At 31.9% G+C, this 20289-nt stretch carries 22 protein-coding genes; 7 read left to right on the forward strand and 15 right to left on the reverse strand.

Going from position 1 to position 20289, the window contains the following annotated elements:
• The first annotated feature begins 210 nt into the window (after positions 1-210).
• Positions 211-1104 (forward strand): ABC transporter substrate-binding protein, encoded by an 894-nt coding sequence (locus EJ01_RS02770; protein ID WP_269221222.1) that lies wholly within the window; start codon positions 211-213, stop codon positions 1102-1104.
• Between the two features lie 12 nt (positions 1105-1116).
• Here EJ01_RS02770 and EJ01_RS02775 read toward each other — a convergent pair whose 3' ends face one another.
• Entirely contained in the window at positions 1117-1404 is a 288-nt protein-coding gene (locus EJ01_RS02775) for a hypothetical protein (protein ID WP_048080386.1), read from the reverse strand.
• Positions 1405-1565: 161 nt separating this feature from the next.
• Between EJ01_RS02775 and EJ01_RS02780 the strand changes: the two genes are divergently transcribed.
• Positions 1566-2174 carry a DUF447 domain-containing protein gene (locus EJ01_RS02780; RefSeq protein ID WP_048080387.1) on the forward strand — a complete coding sequence of 203 codons (609 nt, stop codon included), beginning with the start codon at positions 1566-1568 and terminating at the stop codon, positions 2172-2174.
• Positions 2175-3035: 861 nt separating this feature from the next.
• On the opposite strand, the gene EJ01_RS02785 is transcribed toward EJ01_RS02780, so the two are convergent.
• Positions 3036-3356, reverse strand: coding sequence for a hypothetical protein (locus EJ01_RS02785; protein WP_048080388.1), 321 nt, complete (start codon positions 3354-3356; stop codon positions 3036-3038).
• A 123-nt stretch (positions 3357-3479) separates the two neighbouring features.
• Here EJ01_RS02785 and EJ01_RS18060 point away from each other — a divergent pair, with 123 nt between their 5' ends.
• The 3 genes from EJ01_RS18060 (at position 3480) to EJ01_RS02800 (ending at position 5477) form a co-directional block, all read left to right on the forward strand.
• Positions 3480-3851 (forward strand): hypothetical protein, encoded by a 372-nt coding sequence (locus EJ01_RS18060; protein WP_394296660.1) that lies wholly within the window; start codon positions 3480-3482, stop codon positions 3849-3851.
• Positions 3852-4767: 916 nt separating this feature from the next.
• On the forward strand, positions 4768-5163 hold the full coding sequence (locus EJ01_RS02795) for a HEAT repeat domain-containing protein (RefSeq protein ID WP_048080592.1): 396 nt from the start codon (positions 4768-4770) through the stop codon (positions 5161-5163).
• Positions 5164-5192: 29 nt separating this feature from the next.
• Positions 5193-5477, forward strand: a complete 285-nt coding sequence (locus EJ01_RS02800) for a hypothetical protein (protein WP_048080593.1) — start codon at positions 5193-5195, stop codon at positions 5475-5477.
• 421 nt (positions 5478-5898) lie between these two features.
• On the opposite strand, the gene EJ01_RS02805 is transcribed toward EJ01_RS02800, so the two are convergent.
• From EJ01_RS02805 to EJ01_RS02825, 6 genes are all read right to left on the reverse strand, one after another.
• A complete protein-coding gene (locus tag EJ01_RS02805) occupies positions 5899-6216 on the reverse strand; it encodes a hypothetical protein (RefSeq protein WP_048192841.1) in 318 nt (105 codons plus the stop codon).
• Positions 6217-6245: 29 nt separating this feature from the next.
• On the reverse strand, positions 6246-6641 hold the full coding sequence (locus EJ01_RS02810) for a hypothetical protein (RefSeq protein ID WP_048192842.1): 396 nt from the start codon (positions 6639-6641) through the stop codon (positions 6246-6248).
• Positions 6642-6962: 321 nt separating this feature from the next.
• A complete protein-coding gene (locus EJ01_RS17750) occupies positions 6963-7145 on the reverse strand; it encodes an SPFH domain-containing protein (RefSeq protein WP_245611136.1) in 183 nt (60 codons plus the stop codon).
• 283 nt (positions 7146-7428) lie between these two features.
• On the reverse strand, positions 7429-7566 hold the full coding sequence (locus EJ01_RS17755; RefSeq protein ID WP_245611137.1) for an SPFH domain-containing protein: 138 nt from the start codon (positions 7564-7566) through the stop codon (positions 7429-7431).
• Between the two features lie 141 nt (positions 7567-7707).
• Entirely contained in the window at positions 7708-8046 is a 339-nt protein-coding gene (locus EJ01_RS02820; protein WP_048080390.1) for a hypothetical protein, read from the reverse strand.
• A 40-nt stretch (positions 8047-8086) separates the two neighbouring features.
• Positions 8087-8410 carry a hypothetical protein gene (locus EJ01_RS02825; RefSeq protein WP_048080391.1) on the reverse strand — a complete coding sequence of 108 codons (324 nt, stop codon included), beginning with the start codon at positions 8408-8410 and terminating at the stop codon, positions 8087-8089.
• A 718-nt stretch (positions 8411-9128) separates the two neighbouring features.
• Here EJ01_RS02825 and EJ01_RS02830 point away from each other — a divergent pair.
• On the forward strand, positions 9129-12065 hold the full coding sequence (locus EJ01_RS02830; RefSeq protein WP_048080392.1) for a CheR family methyltransferase: 2937 nt from the start codon (positions 9129-9131) through the stop codon (positions 12063-12065).
• 134 nt (positions 12066-12199) lie between these two features.
• Positions 12200-13432, forward strand: coding sequence for an ATP-binding protein (locus EJ01_RS02835; RefSeq protein WP_052375765.1), 1233 nt, complete (start codon positions 12200-12202; stop codon positions 13430-13432).
• Positions 13433-13463: 31 nt separating this feature from the next.
• Here the strand turns inward: EJ01_RS02835 and EJ01_RS02840 are convergent, their stop codons facing one another.
• From EJ01_RS02840 to EJ01_RS02870, 7 genes are all read right to left on the reverse strand, one after another.
• Complete coding sequence (locus EJ01_RS02840) at positions 13464-13781, reverse strand: hypothetical protein (protein WP_048080393.1); 318 nt, start codon at positions 13779-13781, stop codon at positions 13464-13466.
• Positions 13782-13820: 39 nt separating this feature from the next.
• Positions 13821-14144 carry a hypothetical protein gene (locus EJ01_RS02845; protein ID WP_048080394.1) on the reverse strand — a complete coding sequence of 108 codons (324 nt, stop codon included), beginning with the start codon at positions 14142-14144 and terminating at the stop codon, positions 13821-13823.
• Positions 14145-14426: 282 nt separating this feature from the next.
• Positions 14427-14756 (reverse strand): hypothetical protein, encoded by a 330-nt coding sequence (locus EJ01_RS02850; RefSeq protein ID WP_048080395.1) that lies wholly within the window; start codon positions 14754-14756, stop codon positions 14427-14429.
• Positions 14757-14895: 139 nt separating this feature from the next.
• Entirely contained in the window at positions 14896-17271 is a 2376-nt protein-coding gene (hdrA, locus tag EJ01_RS02855; protein ID WP_048080396.1) for a ferredoxin:CoB-CoM heterodisulfide reductase subunit HdrA, read from the reverse strand.
• A gap of 9 nt (positions 17272-17280) precedes the next feature.
• Positions 17281-18228: a ferredoxin:CoB-CoM heterodisulfide reductase subunit HdrB gene (gene hdrB, locus EJ01_RS02860; protein WP_048080397.1), complete on the reverse strand. Its 948-nt coding sequence runs from the start codon at positions 18226-18228 to the stop codon at positions 17281-17283.
• A 101-nt stretch (positions 18229-18329) separates the two neighbouring features.
• Positions 18330-18935, reverse strand: a complete 606-nt coding sequence (hdrC, locus tag EJ01_RS02865; protein WP_048080398.1) for a ferredoxin:CoB-CoM heterodisulfide reductase subunit HdrC — start codon at positions 18933-18935, stop codon at positions 18330-18332.
• Between the two features lie 335 nt (positions 18936-19270).
• Entirely contained in the window at positions 19271-20287 is a 1017-nt protein-coding gene (locus EJ01_RS02870; RefSeq protein WP_048080399.1) for a ThiF family adenylyltransferase, read from the reverse strand.
• Positions 20288-20289: the final 2 nt, after the last annotated feature.

Raw genomic sequence — 20289 nt, forward strand, 5'->3', positions numbered from 1 at the left:
TTTGGAAAAGTTAGATAAGATATTCAAAGGATAAATCCAAATTAAATAAAATTATTTTTGTTTTTAAGCCTTAACTAAACTTCATATCAAATACAATTTATTTAAAAACATTATTTTCTCAAATTATCAATAAGTGAAAACTTTATATAATAAATATAACAATTGTTATATAAGGCGAAGAGTTAGAATAAGGAGGAATTATACATCCACATAGGCTACCTATCAACAATATACCACACTTCATTTATCTTAAAAAATGAGCCTTTAGGAAATTTAAATAATTATGATTTGAAATGGTCCCTGTTTGCCACAGGGCCTGCAATGAAAGACGCTTTTGCATCTGGAGACCTGGATGTAGGCTATATTGGCCTTCCCCCCGTCATGATTGGACTTGAAAACGGCTTAAAAGTTAAGTGTGTGGGTGGAGGGCATGTAGAAGGAACAGTAATGGTCGCCCCCAAGTATTATAAAACTTTTGATGAATTAGGTAGCGTAAATGCTGTTTTAAAGCAATTTGAAGGGAAAAAAATTGGAACACCATCAAAAGGGTGTATACACGATGTGATAATACGTGAAATAACTAAAAATCTGGATATTGAAATTAAAAACTTTGCATGGGCAGATTTTATACCCGATGCAATAGAAGAAGTAGAAATCGCCGCAGGTGTTGGAACGCCATCCATTGCATCAGTCGCCTCAAGAAGATTTGCTTCCAAGGTTGTTATCCCTCCGCATAAATTATGGCCTTACAATCCAAGCTATGGAATAGTGGTAAGAGAAGAATTAATTGATGAATCACCGGAATTTATAACTGACTTTCTGAAAGCCCATGAAGAAGCATGTAACTTAATAAGATTACATCCTGAGCAAGCGGCAGAAATAGTTTTAAAAGAAGTTAAAGTTGTTGATGAAGATTTTGTGCTTGATACGTATAAAATATCTCCAAAGTACTGTGCAAGTATTCCAGAGGAATATATAGAGTCCACACTTAAATTTATTCCAGTTCTACAAAGATTAAGCTATATGAAAGGGGATCTAAATCAGGAAAATATTTTTAACCTTGAATTTATTAAAAAAATTCACCCCGAGCCTGCTCATTACTGATAATTTAGCTGTTTACTTTCGGATGTTCAATTCCCTTTCGATTTCTTGGTTTATTCTGTTTAATTCGTCTTGAACCTGCCTAATGTGTTTTTTTTCCTTTTCAGCATTCTTTTTAAGTTCATTATACCTATCTTCATCTTTTTGCGGATCAGCGGCATTTATCTGGTTGTTCCAGTATCCAATCTGTTTTTTAACTGCATCTAAATATTCCATTTCAACACGTTTCATATTTTTGAGTCTATTAATACGGGTTCTGCTGGTTTCTTCATTCCTTTTTTTATTATAATCTTGTGGAGACATGAGTATATTATGTTTTAATAATTATAAAAGAATTGTTAATAGAGTTTTTACAGAGATCTAACAAATTATAAAAGTTTGTATATAACCGTATAGATCCTGCAAAATTAATCAAAAAGAATGATTCCAAGGAAATCCTATTAATGATACATGAAGGTGATTTAATGCAAGATTTAAGCAGTATAAAAATGGAAAATGGATTACTCTATGAAACCATTATAACTACTAAAAATAGTGATGGAACTCCTAATGCAGCTCCAGTAGGAGTAGTATGCAAAAATGGATCTAAAATTATATTATATCTTTCGGAAGCTATACACACACTCCAAAATATTAAAAATAGTGGACATTTCATTGTTAACATTTTAAAAGATCCAATTATTTTTACCAAAAGTATTGTGGGAGATCTTTCGCAGGATTGTTTTAAAAATCACTTAAATGATTTCTATATAACTAACGCCGATGCATTTTTTAGTGCAACTGTAATTAAATCCAAAGAAATTGAAAAAGGACACAAAATAGGGAATTCTAAATTAACAATAATAACTGCGGAAGTAAATGAAATTATAATTAAAAATAAAAATGTAGAACCACTCAATAGAGCAAATTTTGCCATAATAGAATCTTTAATATATCTATGCAGGATGAATATTGTTGATAATAAAACCGCACAGATGTATTTAGAAAGAATTAATGAAATGTCAAGGCTTGTAACCCGTGTTGGAAATAAAGAGCATAAAAAAGCCATGAAAAAAATAATCAGCAGACTCTAAACTGTATTTCAACTTTTATCATTAGTTTAGATTATAGATTTATGAGGGTTTTTCTTACATCTACGCGCCACTACATCATGAGCATTAAATTTAACTACAATCGACATAATGCACGGTAAAAGGTAATAAGTTTTATTATGCTCTTCTTTTTTCACCCACGTCATTTAAGCTTACCACTATCCCATATTGGAAAATAATTATTTGCTTTATATCAAAACACGTATCTATAAAATTTTAAAGATATATACTCCTAATTTAAGAATACTAATTAAAAATTACTTCTTATTAAATATAATGTCTCCAAATATGATAAGATTATAATTGAGGAGTGAATTCTGGAAAATTTTGGATTTTCGTTATAAATTGTTATCGTTAAAAATAATGTTCATAAAAAAATTGCGAGAAGTATGAAAAAGTTGAACTAAAAAGTAAATAGATATTTAAATAATTAAGAATATTCTCATTTTGTTGTATTTTATTCATTAAATGCCCGTTACATTTATAACCATTGAAAACGTTTTTAATATAATTAAATAAGATAATCTGATATTTTAAGAGAAATTAAAATCATTTAAACCAGAACACATACTGTCACTATTTAAATTTATTTTTTCTATTTTAATCTGTTTTTTTTGATGTTACCATTAAATAGTGGTTTAATGTCTCATTCTACTTAAATAATGCATGATACCCTAAATAGGAGAATCTCCAGAGGATTTGATCTAGAATGCAAATAAGTGGAAATTTAATTTCTGCTGATGTTAATAATTGAAATAGGCAAAGAGTTAGCAATTAAGTTTGAAAACTTAAATTTGGCTGAATTTCTTGTAAATTCATAGTATGTTAACTAAAATTTTATTTTTAAGATGATCTTCTTTTATATTTTTCAATTAAACTTTGATTATATGAGCCAATCTCTTCTAAAATATCATCATAATATTTTTCAAATGCGTCCTTCTGTTTATGGATGTATTCCTCATTTTTTAATTCTCTATCTGTAGGATTTAACTCTAAAATGACCAATATATTTTTACTTCCTTCTGTTTTAATATCAACGTAAGCATTTTCATAATACTCTGATAATTTATCATTGATTACTGCTTTCCATTCTTTAGGTGATTCTTCATCTACAAAACACAGCTTAATAGGCTTTTCTCCTATTCTTCCAGTATATTCTAACATCATTATCACATTACATATATTTAATTATTTTATTCCCTATAATGCTCAATATGGTCAAATAAGCTGAATATAATTATAATTAAACGCGAATCAAGTCAGGGTACTTACAACAGCGCTACTGGAATATGGACTGTCGGAACACTCGCCAGCGGTGCTAGTGCGACATTACAACTGTTTGTTACTCCTACAGCTTCTGTAGCTGGTAAAAACATAGTTAACACTGCAACAATACCTGGTCAAAATGCTAGTGTAACTGTACATGTACGTCCAAATAAGGTGGTGGTAATCCACATAACTAAGGTGATAATATCAAAAGTAGTAAACGTTCACGCAGCATCAATATACAATCGAAATCACGGAATATCATCAAATTCAATTAATAACAACCAAAAACTTCCAATGCAGCCTACTGGCGTTCCTATAATGCCGTTACTGTTAAGTGTGCTGCTAGTGATAACCGGCTTTGCAAATAATACAAGGAAAAAACTAAAATAGGAAATAGGAAAAACGTGAAAAAATCTATTTCCATCCTTTTTTTATCTTTTTTATTTAGTGGTTTATATCTTATTCTTTTGTTACTACGACCAACTATGTCCTCAAACATCATGTAACGTTTCTTGGAGCTGATTCTAATTATCTACTTACATATTGAGTACCTTCAACTAGAGTAAATTTATTGTAATGCTTAAGTAAAACCAATATTTTTTGTAATAATACTTGTTTTTCAAATAATATGCACTATAATTCCATTTTCCCAACTTAAGGAGTCACAAAGATTTGAGTATACTCAACAATTTTTAACTAGTACAATTGCATATCTTCAAACAGTTAATATCTACATATCTACTTTATTCCAATTTTGAAACTATTTTCGTTTATTATATATTTTAATTTGGATTAAAGAGATCATTATAAATTCAATTTTATTTTAATTTTTATCAACTATTATATAAATAATTAAAAAGTCTCCAGTACATTATAAAATTTAGGAAAAAATGACTCTATTTACTCTTTATAATTATAACTAATCTTGTCAGAAATATGCCGATATTCATGTTAAAAATGAGTTTTTGAGGCATTTTAGAAAAAGAATAAATAAAATTCTTTTCTTCTTTTATTTTTGATTTGAGCGTTATATGAGATTTTAATTATTTATTATTATGATTATACATATACAACTGTTTTTTATTTAAACCCTAAATAGCACTAATTCTATTCATAGAAAAAGAAAGTTCTGGTTCATCTTGAAAAAAGATGAAGTAACTCAGCTTGGGGGAAAATATTCCTGTTGATATGCTTGAATCAGTAATAGGTGGTCGTTTCATCAAAGAAGGAGAATGCTAAAAATAAATGAAAAATTAATAAGTTATTTAAAGTTCTTGCAACAAAATATAACTGGAGGGTGAATTACATGGTTGAATCTGAAAGAAGAGATTTAGATTATTTGGTAAAAGAATTAGAAGATGGAAATGGAAGTAGAAAAGAAGATGCTGCTGAACTTCTTGCAGAATTAGCAGATCCTAGAGCTGTAGATCCACTAATTAAAGCATTAAAAGATGAAGATTCTCATGTTAGAGAAGCTGCTGCCCTTTCATTAGCTGTTTATGAAGATACTAAAACTGTTGAACCATTAATTGAATTACTGAAAGATGGAAAGGCAAGTGTTAGATATGCTGCAGCAATAGGTCTTTCAGGAGTAGGAGATGATCGAGCAATAGAACCACTTGAGAAAGCATTAAAAGACGAAAGTCCGGTTGTAAGAAAAGTAGCTCAACTGGCTTTAAATTCAGTAAAAGAACGACAATAATCAGTTATATATATTAAAGAGGGTTTCTTATGATATCTGAAGAAGATAATTGGAACAAAGTAGTGGGAAAAATAGAAGATAAATTAGATGAATGGAAATTACTTGATAAGTCTAGGGTAACTTATACTTCACCTATTGAAGATGGATATAAGAAAAATGAGTACATTAGATACATTCCAATAATTAGTAAACTTGCTGATAGTCAATTAGAAAAACTAAAAACTTTAAATCAAGATTCTGATGGAAACTTCCATAAAACTCCAAAATTAGAAGAAAGGATAAATGAAGAGGGAATTTGGTTAATGGTATACTAATGTTAAATTATATATTTCCATTAGTCTTCTAAATCACCGAATCATGTTATCTGCTGATTCTTCCAGAAGACTTCTTAATTTAAATTCATTAAATAATTTGTAAGCATTATTCACTAGTGAATTCTTCTTATAACTGTCAAAAAAACCCATAATAACACATTTATCACGATTATGCAATGTATAATTGTTTTTATTTTAGCTCTAAAATAGCAATGATTCTACTCAAAGTAAACGGCATTTAAGAAGAAACTGATCAAAGTTTCTAAATAATAAATTACAGATTATAAAAAGATATTGAGGATTGCTTTCAGTTATTTTATTGTTAAATTTTTAATGCATCTTCATAGTTTGAAAACTTAAATTTGGTTGAATTTCTTGTAAATTCATAGTATATAAATAAATTTTTATTTAACTATGATTTTTAAGATCTTCTTTTATATTTTTCAATCAAACTTTGATTATATGAGCCAATCTCTTCTAGAATATCATCGTAATATTTTTCAAATGCATCCTTCTGTTTACTAATGTATTCTTCATTTTCTAATTCTTCATCCGTAGGATTTAACTCTAAAATGACCAATATATTTTTACTTCCTTCTGTTTTAATATCAACGTAAGCATTTTCATAATACTCTGATAATTTATCATTGATTACTGCTTTCCATTCTTTAGGTGATTCTTCATCTACAAAACACAGCTTAATAGGCTTTTCTCCTATTCTTCCAGTATATTCTAACATCATTATCACATTACATATATTTAATTATTTTATTCCCTATAATGCTCAATATGGTCAAATAAGCTGAATATAATTATAATTAACATTCCTATTATGGACCAGTGGTAATCATGGAGTTCTTTAGCTTCAGATTTTTCTAATTCTTTTCCAATATCATTAAGAGCTTTTATGTAGTGATCTAATCTCATTTTTGTTTCGCCTTCTTCAGATTCATAAGGCAAAAGTTCCAGGGTTTTAGCTTTGATCATTAAAAAATCAGATACATCCTGCAACGATTTTCCAATTTCTTTTAAATCTCCTCTTTTGATAACATTTGGATCGACCATGCCTTTTATAAATGAAGTACTTGCAGACGCTTCAAAATGATTTATCATATCTGTAAATGATTCTTCAATCTTACTTAGATCTGATTTATTGGAATTCATAAATAATATTATAGTAAAAAATACTATTTCAATATTATTAATATTTCATAAATTAATAGATTTAGATGTTAAAACAACAAATGAGTTTATGTCTAATCAGGTTAAAAAATTCTGAAACTAAATCATTTCTTTTATACTTAATAAATAGTGGACTTCTGAACAAATGTACGTAAAAAATAAAAGAACAATAAATAGCCTTTTTTATTGTTTTGGTGTATATCTTATTAGATGTTTTTGAATTATAGTTTTATTTAGGTTTTACTTCTGATTCCATGAAGTCTTTTAAGTCCCTAACTGTTGACATAAAGCTTGCAGGGAATATTATGGCGGAGTTTTGCTCACGGCTATCTCAAGCAACACTTGTAAATTACGCAGTTGAAGTGCTATGGGGTGTGCGGCTATGATATCTGCAGTGTCTCCGAGTTTTTGAGCTGAAAGGAATTCTCCTTCAGCAGAAATAATTTTAGCCAGCTTATCTCTTTCTGCTTCTGCTTGCTTTGCCATGGATCTCCTCATTGTTTCAGGTAATTGATATCTTTAATTTCTACTGCAATGACCTGTATTCCCTATGGTTCGCCGTGTTTATCAATTATCTCCTTAATTCTTTCGTTTATCTTTGAAGTTGAAGATAAAACATTATCTAACAGGAATTGACCTATACATTTCCCATAGTGGTCTGAGCAATCTGGTTAACTGCTCTTTTGTAATTTTCAATTGCAATAACTGCATCATAGGCATTTCCAACTCTATAAAATTCAGCAACAGCTACATCAAGGGATACATTGTCTTAAGTTATTATTTTTTGGGCAGGAATAGGCATAGTAACAATTCTAAGGGATATTTTATCCAGTTTATCCATTACAGGAATAATAAGATGAAGCCCAGGATCTCTAACTCCGATTATTCGACCAAAACGAAAATGCACTCCTCTTTAATACTAATTTACCACACGTATTGAAAAGCCTAAAATAATCAAAATAATAATCCCAACTATAAACAGAGTTATGAAAATGTATTAACTTAATTTTATAGACATATAATAGTTTACCTTTAAATAGAGCTAAATCTAGTATTTGTGTTCCTTTTCTTTATGTTCCTTTTCCTTTTTAAGTTCTTCGTTTAAATCGCGTATTTCCTCCTTAATTTGCTTAATAAGTGTTTTTTCATTTTTTATTCTTTCTTTGAGTTCATCATATCTTTCTCTATTCTTTTCAGGATCAGTATTTTTCAGCTGATCTTCCCAATATTTTTTTTGATTTCTTATAACCTCTAAAAATTCTTTTTCATGTACCCTTCGTTCCATGTATGTTTTCATTATCTCGTCACGAGTTCTTTGCATCCGTTCTTCTAAGGTATCATGCTTACGAGCTTGTTCTTTTATCCTTTCTTTTTCCCCTTTAGGCATTTATCTCACCATATATACTTACAATCACAAAAAACGATGATTAATGGCCGTTGCGTTTTTTATGAAATTCAATTCTTTCATTAGTATGTTTTAAAGCTTTTTCGAGCTTTTTAATGATTTTTTCTTCATTTTTTAACGTTTCTTCAAGCTTTTTGCGCTTTGAAATGTTTTGATATTTAGTTTTTTCTAGTTCATTGTGCCAGTATTTCTGGTGCTCTTTTATTAAATTTATATACCCTTCTTGTGATTTCTTAAGTTCTTTGAGGGTTTCAATGATTTCTTCCGATGTATCTGCGTATTCTTTCTGTGCCTTTTTAAGTTCTTCAATTTTTTTTGTTAAATTTTCTTCATCTCGGTGGTGCATAACATTAGTTTGTTTTTTAATACATTAATACCTTGATAAAATTTCGATCTTTAAAAAGTTTTAATATTCTGTATTTTTCTTAAAAATATCCATATTATAATTATTTACCTATTTAATACAATTCTATAAGTCTAAGACTTAAAAAAACTTGTAAATCCCAAAAATAAACACATCATTTTAGATATTCATAACCTAAATTGTATTTTAAGCTCCAATATAACTAATTGAACTAATTTCAGTTACATTTCACCATAGTTCTACGTGTCATTACACTATCGGAATTTTATATAAAGATATAATAGCTACTTGATTCATAAAAATTAATATTCAAAGTAAAGATTTTAATTATAATTTATTGCAAATCAGAATTAACAATTATAATCAATTTAAGTGCCAAGTATATAGTGAAGGTTGAGGAAATGCAATTAAAATATTCGATTTTCGAATGCCGTAGGAAGCGAAGCATGCGAAATTTAATTTCGCTGCTGCAAAAACAAGTTTTTGCAAGCTTCTTGGCAACGAATCGAAGTTAGAAAAATACTTTGTATTTTTCTACATAAAAAATCGAAGATTTTTTAAGATTCGTATGCTATGCATTTTCGAACCCAAAAAATAGAAAATTTTTTGGAGGTTGAAGGAAAACAGAGCTGTTGAAAATCATAGATTTTAACAGTTTTCTTGAACCCCAAAATTTTGTTGCAAAATTTTGGAGGCATAAATGACAGATCAAAGCAAAGAAACGTTTAAAGGCAATCCTAAACATAGGAAAAAAATTCCCATAGTGGGTGTTGGCTCATCTGCTGGAGGGCTGGAAGCTTTAGGAAAAATGTTCAATAATATGCCCCCTGATTCTGGAGCGGGATTTGTCCTGATTCAGCATTTAGATCCATCTCATAAAAGTTCTATGACAGAACTACTCCAAAGATACACGAATATGGAAGTTTTTGAAATAGAGGACGGAATGGTAGTTGAACCAAATAAACTGTATGTCATTCCCCCCAATAAAAATGTAGGGATCATAAATGGAGTGTTACACCTTGCTGCCCCTAAAGAACCCCATGGCTTAAGAAAACCTATCGATTTCTTCTTTCAATCGGTGGCAGATGACATGGAAGAGTGTTCAATTGCTATTGTCCTTTCAGGATTTGGGTCAGATGGTACTATTGGTATAAGGGCCATTAAAAGTATGGGAGGAATGGTAATAGCTCAAGACCCAGATTCAGCAGTATCTGGGAGCATGCCATCCAATGCAATAGATACAGACCTTGTAGATTATATTGCACCACCTGAAAAGATACCCGAAGATTTAATATCCTACATAAAACAGTTGGAAAAGAAATCCCCTCAAGGGACGATTGGAAAGGACAAAGAAACCATCAATTCGCTTCAAAAAATTCTTATGTTAATTAGAAAAAGGACAGGACATGATTTTTCTCTTTATAAAGAGAGCACGATAAATAGACGGATCGCAAGGAGAATGAATGTTCAACAAATCGATGAAGTACCAGGTTATCTTAAATATATTCAGCAGAATCCCCAAGAAATCAATACGCTATTTAAAGAGCTTTTAATCAATGTTACAAGCTTCTTTAGGGATTCTAAAGCTTTTGAATCCTTTAAAAATAAATTAATATCAGAAGTACTTGATAAAAAGTTGGAAGGAGATGGAGTTCGTATGTGGATTCCCGGTTGTTCCACTGGCGAAGAAGTATATTCTATCGCCATGAGTATTCAGGAGTACCTGGATAAATCTAGTAAACACCTGGAAATCCAGCTTTTTGGCACAGATATAGACGAAAATGCTATTGATATTGCTCGAAGTGCGACTTATTCTAGTACAATTGTCTCAGAGATTGATCCAGAACGTTTACACAAATTTTTTACTAAAAAAGGCGAAGGTTATAAGGTTAAAAAAAACATAAGAGAAATGGCAATATTTGCCCCTCATGATGTTCTTATCAATCCTCCATTCAGTAAACTTGATGCCATATCCTGCAGAAATGTTTTAATTTACATGAATAAAGATGCACAGAAGAAAATATTATCTGCATTTAATTATGCTCTGAAACCTGGAGGTATCCTGTTTCTTGGCCCATCAGAGAGTATAAGTAATTTTGTGGAATCATTTACTACTCTAGACAATAAATGGAAGATTTATAAATCTAAAAAGACAGAAGATACTCCTTCCGGAGACTTCGTTAGATTCCCTTATGCCAAATTACCCCAGGATTACACGACCACTGAAGATTTAGAGATAATTGGAAAAACAGATACAAATATTGGCAAAAATGTTGAAAAGCTGCTGATTGAAAAATATGCTCCCCCCACCGTAATAATCAATAACGAGGGAAGAATTGTTTTCATCCATGGAAGAGTTGGAAAATATTTAGAACCTGCTGAAGGTGTAGCAAATCTAAGTATTGTGGATATGGCAAGAGAAGGACTCAATTTTGAATTGAATTCTGCAATAAATGAAGCAGTTTTAAAAAATAAAGAAGTAAAATATAAAAATCTGAATGTTAAAACTAATGGAAATTACCAATCAATCAATCTAGTAGTACGACCTATTGATAAGCCAAAAATAATGGAAAACCTGTTAATGGTTACATTTATAGACACGCAACTTTCAGAAAATGAAAAAGAAAAACTTCCTGAAACTACCCCTAAAAATAATATACGTATTAACGAACTTGAAGAAGAGTTAAGAGTTACAAAAGATAGACTCCATACAACCATAGAAGAACTCGAAACTTCAAATGAAGAGCTTAAATCTGCAAATGAAGAGTTACAGTCCATGAATGAAGAGCTGCAGAGTACTAATGAAGAATTAGAAACATCTAAAGAAGAACTACAGTCTTTAAATGAAGAACTGCTGACTGTAAACACAGAACTTCAAAACAAAGTTGACCAGCTTTCTGAAGTTAACGATGATATGAACAACTTATTAAACAGCATTGAAATCTCTACCATATTCGTGGATAAAGATATTAAAATAAAACGCTTTACAAAAGAAACCACAAAATTAATCAATCTCATACCTTCAGATGTAGGAAGGCCACTAAAAGACATCGTATCCACTGTTGAATATGATGACCTGATTAATGACATTAAAGAAGTGATGGACAGAGTTATTTTCAAAGAAAAAGAAGTTCGTACAAAAGACAATAAATGGTATCTTGCACGCATAATACCCTACAAAACTTTAGAAAATATCATTGACGGAGCCGTAATTACTTTCATAGATATCAGTGAACAAAAAGAAGTGCAGAAACTCGCAAGTGAATTAGAATATGTAAAAAACATTGTAGACACTGTTCGTGAGCCGCTTATAATATTAGATGATGAATTGAAAGTCATATCTGCAAATAAGTCATTTTACAATAAATTTAAAGTTGAAAAAGAATTAACTGAAGGAAAATTGTTATACCGACTTGGAAATAATCAATGGGATATTCCTCCTTTGAGAGAATTATTAGAGGAAATACTCCCTAAAAACCATAAATTTGAAAATTTTGTAGTTGAGCATGATTTTCCAGAAATAGGGCATAAAAAGATGCTTTTAAATGGTAGAAAACTTCAGGAAAAGCGATTAGGTGGTAAAACCATAGAAAAAGGATTAATCCTTCTTGCAATTGAAGATGTAACCACTAATTAAAAACATCAAGATAAATAACTGCCATTATTCATATTAAAATCATAAATTAATATTACTCCATAGTAAATCATTGAATATTGAATTTTCATTTACAAAAATTCTCTAAATTGGGAAGGGGAGGAGAGCTTGTAATAATGGCTAATAAAAAAGAACTGCGTTCCACTGCTGAAAAAAGACTGCGTGAAAAAACAGAAAAATTGGGAAATATCCCAAAAGATGTCGATGCCCTAATCCATGAGCTTCAAGTACATCAAGTTGAGCTGGAGATGCAAAATGAAGAACTTAGAGAGTCTCGAAAAGAATTAGAAGAATTACATGAGAAATATTATGACCTTTACAATTCTGCACCAGTTGGATATTTTACACTTGATGCAACCAGTGCCGTCACCGAGTTAAATAGTACAGGGGCAGAATTATTAGGTTTTGATAAAAATGATCTGATTAAAACATTATTTAGATGGTATATAACTCCTAACTACTCAGAAACATTTTTGAATTATCTTAAACAAGCCATACAAACCGGTGCCAAACAAGTGTTCGATGTTGGGTTAATCCGGAAGAATGGAATTATTTTTTATGCCCATGTTGAGATGATGCCTCAGTTTAACCCTGAAACTACCTTTAAAATGGCAGTTGTTGATATTACTCAGCGGAAAAAATTAGAAGATGACTTAAAGCGCTCTAATAATGAACTGCAGCAATTTGCTTATGTTGCATCTCATGACCTGCAGGAACCTTTAAGAACCATTGCAAGCTTTACACAACTTTTAGCGAGGCGTTATGAGGGCAAACTTGACAGTGACGCTGATGAATTTATTGGTCATATCGTAGATGCTTCAATCAGAATGAAACAGCAGATCGAAGATTTGCTGGAATTTTCAAGGGTAATGACTAAAGGAAGTAATTTTGAAAAAATAAACCTTGAACAAACCATTAAACAGATTATTTCCAGTTTAGGTGTACTCATTAAGGAAAATGATGCCGAAATTACATATAACCCTTTACCAGAAATATATGCTGATTCCAGGCAAATTGCAAGGTTATTTCAGAACATCATAACTAATTCCATTAAATTTAGAAAGCCAGATGAACCGCCTAAAATTCATATTTCAGTAGAAAAAGATGAAAAAACCAATGAATATGTTTTCAGTATTTCAGATAATGGTATTGGAATAGATCCAAAGTATCAAGATCGAATTTTTACAATATTCCAGAGACTTCACACAATAGAAGAATATCAAGGAACTGGAATTGGGCTTGCAGTTGCAAGAAAAATTGTAGAACGCCATGGAGGGCATATTTGGGTCGAATCAGAACTTGAAAAAGGAGCTACTTTTTATTTTACATTACCAATACCTTCGCAATAAATAGTTAAAAGCTAATTAAATTTTTTTATAACTAAAACTTAGAATTCTTTATTGATTCAATTAATTCATCATTTTTCTTTAAATGTTCCTGTATTTTATCCCGTAACGACTCTTCTTCATTAACTGCATCCCAATATTTAAGCCTTAATCCATTACTATCATTATTTTTAGCCTGATCCTTAGCATATTCTATAAAATTATCTATTTGGATTAAAAGTTCTTGATATTCTTTCTTTCGTTCCCTCAATTTTTTGATGAACTTTTTACCTGCATTTAACTGTTCACTAATGGTTAATTCTGGACTTAATCTTTCTAAATTTTTTATATGTTTATTTCTTCTCCCAGACATAAAAAATCACTTTTAACCATTATATGTTAACGATTAACGTTATCTTTTAAGAGAAGTAACCATTTCACGAATTTTTTGCAGATTTTTTTCGGTTTTATCAATCATTTCATTGATTCTATCTATATCATTCCTGATTTTATTAATTGTAGCTTCTTCTGCATCAATCAATTTTAAAAGTTCATCGTGCCTTTCTTTACTTTGAACATTGGCTGGCCTTAATTCACCCTTCCAATAGTCCAGTAATCTTTTTACTGTATCTAAATATTTCATTTCGGTTTCCCTTTGTTCATAAAAATTATTTATGATACTTTCCTTTGTTTGCAGGTATTTTTCTTCTTCTCTACTGGGACCTTCATTTTTCATGCAATATGATTTGTATTACACATTATAAAAAACTTATTAAATATAAGTAATATAAAAAAGCACAAAATAACATATTATCTACATTTATTATGCTCTAAAACCAAGCAGTATTCTGTTTCTTGGTACTTCAGAAAGCATAAGTACTTTTGCAGAATCATTCTTTACTCTTAGTTCCAAGTGGAAAATATACAAACTTAAAGAGCAAAAATATTTAACTAGTTAAACTTTTTTAACAGCTTTCTTAGACAAAGAAATATTAGTTTCAACTTATTTACCTTATTGTTAACGTTCATTTCTAAATGAATTGATCATTTGACTGATTCTTTCTAAACTCTGTTCTGTTCTATCAATCATTATGTTAGTTCTATTGATATCTTCTTCTATTTTTTTAATATTAGATCTTTCCCTATGAATCAATTCCAAGAGTTGATTATGTCTTTTTTTGTTTTGAGTATCAATTGACCTTAATTCTTTTATCCAATAATCTAATAAGCTACCTACTGTCTTTAAATACTTCTTTTCCATTTCTTTTTGACCATAAATATTATTGATAATACTCTCTTTTGTTTGCAGGTATTTTTCTTCTTCTTTATTAGTATCATCATTTTTCATGTGATATAATTTTGTATCATTAAATATAAATAACTTATTAACTACTAATTTTTAAAACATTTTATTTGCAGTTAACATTTTGGAAAAAGAGTCATTTTGAAGTTCTCCCATAGTTACAACTTTGAGAGAACCTTCATTTCTACAAATCTTTATATGAAGCCTTATACAGGACAGCTTCAAGCTTATCAAGAGCTTTACCAACCTGCTTATCAAACTCCGTGAGTTTATTGGCCAGTCCCCTGAAGTACGGTGCATAAACCTTGTAGTACATCAGCCTGTCGGTGTCTATACTATTTTTCATAAGCGCCGCCTTGAATTCATCAACTTTATCCTGGATAGAAGAGTACAGTATTTCATCAGGATATTCACCTAAAAATATACCGTCTGCACCATTTTCAAATGCAAACAAAATGTGTTTAGGCATCAACCTATTTATGGACGGGACCCTTATGATCCTGACAGATTCTGGATATGAAATCCTGTTTATTCCTATATTATCAGCCGCTACATATCCAATATAGTCAACAAATGCCAGAATTCTCCTTTCGCCTTCTTTTCTGTCCTTCAACATACCCTCAATCATGGCAAAGATTTGAGCGTCAGTCTGACCCATTATATCAATTGCATTGTTTTCACATTTGGAGATGCACATACCGCAGCCGTTGCATGCAACAGGATCAACAGATATGCGCTCATTGTGTATGTAAATAGCCTTGTATTTACAGGCCGTTACACATTCCCCGCACATTTCGCACTGCCTGCCGTCGACCACCGCAATTGTTGGTTCTACCTCTAATCCGCCGTTTATCATCTCTGAAACTTTGGAAGCGGCAGCATTTGCCTGAGAAACACTTTCAGTGATATCTTTTGGCCCTTGTGCAGTTCCGCAAACATATATTCCTTCTATATCGGTAGCTACAGGTTTAATTTTGGAATGTTTCTCTTTTACAAACATGTCCTCTGTAAGCCCCACGTTCAATGTTTCTGCAACTTTTAATGTCCCTTCTGATGGTTCCATTGCTTCAGATAATACAACCATATCTGTTTCTATTTCTAAGGGTTCTCGAAGGAGGGTATCTTCTAAGCGAACAACAATGTTTTCGCCTTTTTTGGTTATATCTCCAGGCCTTCCCCTTATCAGTTTAATTCCCTTAGATTGCACGTGTCTGAAGTAATTTTCATACATTCCTGGAGTTCTCATGTCAGTGTAACAGATGACTATCTCCGTATCTGGATAGTAATGTTTTATAAAGCTGGCATGCTTCAATGATACCATACAGCAGACTTTCGAGCAGTAACGTTTTCCTTCTGGTTTTTCGTCCCTTGAACCTGCGCACTGGACCATTACGACCCTTCTTGGGATTTTTCCATTGGAAGGCCTGAGGAGTTTACCGTCTGTTGGCCCATTTACCCCCATTATCCTGGCAAGTTCCATCTGACTTATTACATCGTCGTATCTTCCATATCCATATTCAGGGCGCTTTTTAAGGTCAAATCCTTTGTGGCCCGTTGCTATGATTACCGAGCCCACATTTAGAGGTATGATTTCTCCTTTAGCTTTGATGTCAATAGCATTCATTTTGCAGACTTTTTCACATTTACCGCACTTAATACAATTGTTATCATCTATTGTGTAAATATCTGGAACTGATTGTGGGAAAGGCTTGTATATAGCTTTTCTTGTCATTAAGTTCTCGTTCCATTCATTAGGGACTTCGACAGGACAGATGTCTGCACAGTTTCCACATGCAGTACATTTATCTTCATTAACATGTCCCGGTTTCCTTTCAATTAGTAAATTGAAGTTTCCAGCTTTTCTTTCAGATGATTTAATCTCTGAATTAGTCATGATTTCGATATTGCTGTGCTGTACTGCTTCGTTTATCAAAGGGTTGAAGAGGCATAATGAACATTCCTCTGCGAGCTTTTCTGGGGAGAACACTTTACCTATTTTTATCATGTTTCCCCCAACAGTGGGCTTGTCTTCAATTATATGTACTTTGACACCCTGTTTTGCAAGTGAAAGTGCAGCGGTTATTCCAGATATTCCCCCACCAATTACAGCAGCGCTTTTTTTGGTTTTTCTGACTATAGCATCAAGAGGTCTAGCATACTGAACCCTTTCAACAGCGGCATTTGTAAGTGATATTGCTTTTTCAGTAGCCTTGTTTTTATCAGAATGTACCCATGAACAGTGCTCCCTGATATTTGCTATCTCTAAAAGATATGGATTTAATGGAGCTATATGATTTCTAAATGTTTTTTCGTGAGTAATTGGCGAACAGGCTGCAATTACTACTCTGTCTAACTCTTCTTCCAGTATAATGTCTCTGATGTTTTTCTGGCATTTCATCGAGCAGAGATTTTCAAAATCTTTAACTACTTTAGCATCGATTGAAGAAGCAAGCTTCTCGATGTCTACAGTATCTGAAATGTTGCCCCCGCACCTGCATAAAAAAACACCAATATCAATGCTGCTTTTGGGAGCATATCTTGAGAAGTTGTAATTGTTCATATTATTCCCTCATTGACAGAGGTTAGTCTGCTTTATCTTTTCTAAAACTTTATCTACAGGAACTGTATGTGTCTGGACTCCAACCACTTTATAAGGGTCAGCCCCAAGTGCAAGTGCTACAAATTGAGAAATGTTAAGACATACAATGTTAAATTCAGTTCCAGTTGATTTTCCAATGGATCCCTGGTTTCTATCAAACTGCATCTGGCAGTTTGGACACATATGAAGAAGAATATCCACATCATTTTCTTTCAAACTGTTTAGTTTCTCCTCAGTTACAGAAAGGGATAAATCTCGGTTCATATAACGCTGCCGGAAACCATTACCACATGTTGTTGTTTTACGGTCGTACCAGTCAACGGTTTCCACACCGCATGCTTTTGCAAGTGTCTCTATAACCATAGGGTCTCTTTCATTTCCAATAGTATCCTTCTGATGAACTTTGCAGTAATGGCATGCGTGGTGAGATGCCACTTTAAGTCCAGATAGATCTACCGTTACAAAGTCTTTAATTTCATCTGCTTTATTATACAAAATTTCAACTGAATGGAAAATATTGCCTCTTGAGTCCATATCATCCGCATTATAAGTTAAATCATGACATCCTGAATCATCTAAAATCTTATTTATCTGACCTCTAACCTCATCTTTCTCATTTAATATATTACATGATTTCTTAAGTATTGCATAGCATGTTGCACAGAGTGTTGCTATGTTTTTATGGCCTTCCTTCCTTGCAATTCCAAAGTTTCTCGCTGCAAGTGCAGTGGTGGAAAATTGGTCAAATAAATCAGCGTAATGTCCTAAACCAGTGCAACAGGACTGCCTATCACTAATGATGTATTCAATTCCAAGTTTATCAAATAAATATTTTGTAGACGACTCTACACCTGGATATTCAACATTTACAAGGCAGCTTTTAAAGAGTAAAATTTCTTTATCTGGTATTTTTTTTATGTTAACACCACCTTGATTTTAGTTCATCCATATCTGACAAATTAAATGATTTAAAACTATGAAAGTCAATGTTTACAAGGCAGGTTTTAAGTAAAATTTCTTTATCTGGTATTTTTTTCATCTCTACACCGCCTTAGTTCATTTAACCTGTTTTTGAATCCTGTTTTTTCTAAAATGTTGTTGATGTCCTTTACGTCTTTTTCAGGCAGGAACATAGAGCCCAGGTTTAAATCTTCCCTTATATCTTCAAGGTTAATTTTTAGTTCTAGCCACTCCTTTCCAAAGTCCTTTATAAGGTCATCGAAGAAATTGGAAGGAATTGCCCCCAACCCAAATTCTATAAAGCTTTCCCCATATGCTGAAAAAGGAGCCACTTTCGGCTTTCCTTTTCCATTATCAACTGCCCTTTGCCTTAAAACCTGGTTTACCACAGATGGGCTGTTGCTCACCGGGCATACGCTCTGGCAGGTGTAACAGTAAAAACAATTCCAGATTATATCATCTGTAATTAAAGTTTCATCTTTATCAAGCACCCTTTTAACTATTTCTCTTGGATCGTAGTCAGTATGTCTTGCCGCAGGACAGACAGATGTGCACATCCCACACTGAATACATTTAAGGATTCCAAGGTCTTCTGGTGCTTTTAAGTCCTTAATAATATCTTCTGCGAGTTCAAAGCTATTTTCGTCTATTTTTAGAGTATTCATATGTATTATACCCCGTATATCGAATAAAGTGTCAGTTTAAAAAATAATCTGTTATAGTATTTATACTTGTACTTCAAGTTATATATACTCAAATTATGACATTTTTAAGTTCAATTTATCATTTTTTAATTATACCATGATCAATCAGTATAACCACTACTTAATTTTTGTGTATCATGATTGTTTATGTATAATAATTGTTCAAATAGTATAATATACTTTATCGTTATAAAAATGTACTAAATATATTCTAATACTTACATCTTTAAAACTTCAAAAAAATAAAATAAAGCAGTATTAAAATCAATACCTCCCTAAACATTAAATTAAAGATACTATGTACCTATATATCTCGCATAAACAGATCTTGCAATACTCGGATCATTGGTTCCTTTAATTATAGCCCTTCCATCTTTAAATAACGATATTTCATATTTTTCTGTCTTAAAAAGCAGTATAAAATCAGCACATTTAATACTACCTAAATGTTCCAGGTTAGATGCAATCTCCATTAAATCCATTTCTTTTGGATCCGCAGGAGTAATCTGAATTGCATTTCGCCCACAAAGAGATGTAATGATCTCTCTATCTTCTGAATTCAGATATTCATATTCTCCAAGGGAACAGCAGTGGCATTCATCATTTTTCCGAACCAGTATTTCATCCATCGAATGATCCCATGCGTCGTAAACTATGAGACGCCCATCATGATCATTTTCAGGCTTTGCTTCACCAAGAAGTATCCTTATAGTTTCAGTACTTGCCATTGATCCCATAATCACAGTTAAGGTGTTCAATACCCCCATTGTATCACATGTTGGGAGCGAACCGGGTTTTGGAATATGTGGATAAAGACATCGAATACATGCAGCGCCAGGTAGGATATTCATGGTCATTCCAGAGGTTCCAATTGCACCAGTGTATATCCAGGGAATCTCTTCCCTAACACACACGTCGTTTATGAGCATCCTTGTTAGAATGTTATCTGTCCCATCAAGGACTAAATCAACGCCTTTTATGATTTCTTCCACATTGGTATGGTTTAAATCCTTTACAATAGGTTCAACTTCAATTGAGGAGTTAATGAGCTTGAGTTTTTTGGTTGCAGCAACTGCCTTTGGCTCTCCAACGTCAGTTTCATCAAACAGCATCTGCCTTTGTAAATTATTTAATTCAACAAAATCTCTATCTAAAATAGATATTTTACCAATTCCGGCACGTGCAAGGTTATTTGCGGCTGCGGTTCCAAGGGCCCCGCATCCTACTATAAGAATACTGCTATCTAAAAGTTTTTTCTGGCCTTCTTCTCCAATGTTCTGTAATATTTCCTGTCTGGAGTATCTATTTTCCATGT

It is taken from the genome of Methanobacterium veterum, from assembly GCF_000745485.1.
Taxonomy (GTDB): Archaea; Methanobacteriota; Methanobacteria; order Methanobacteriales; family Methanobacteriaceae; genus Methanobacterium_D; species Methanobacterium_D veterum.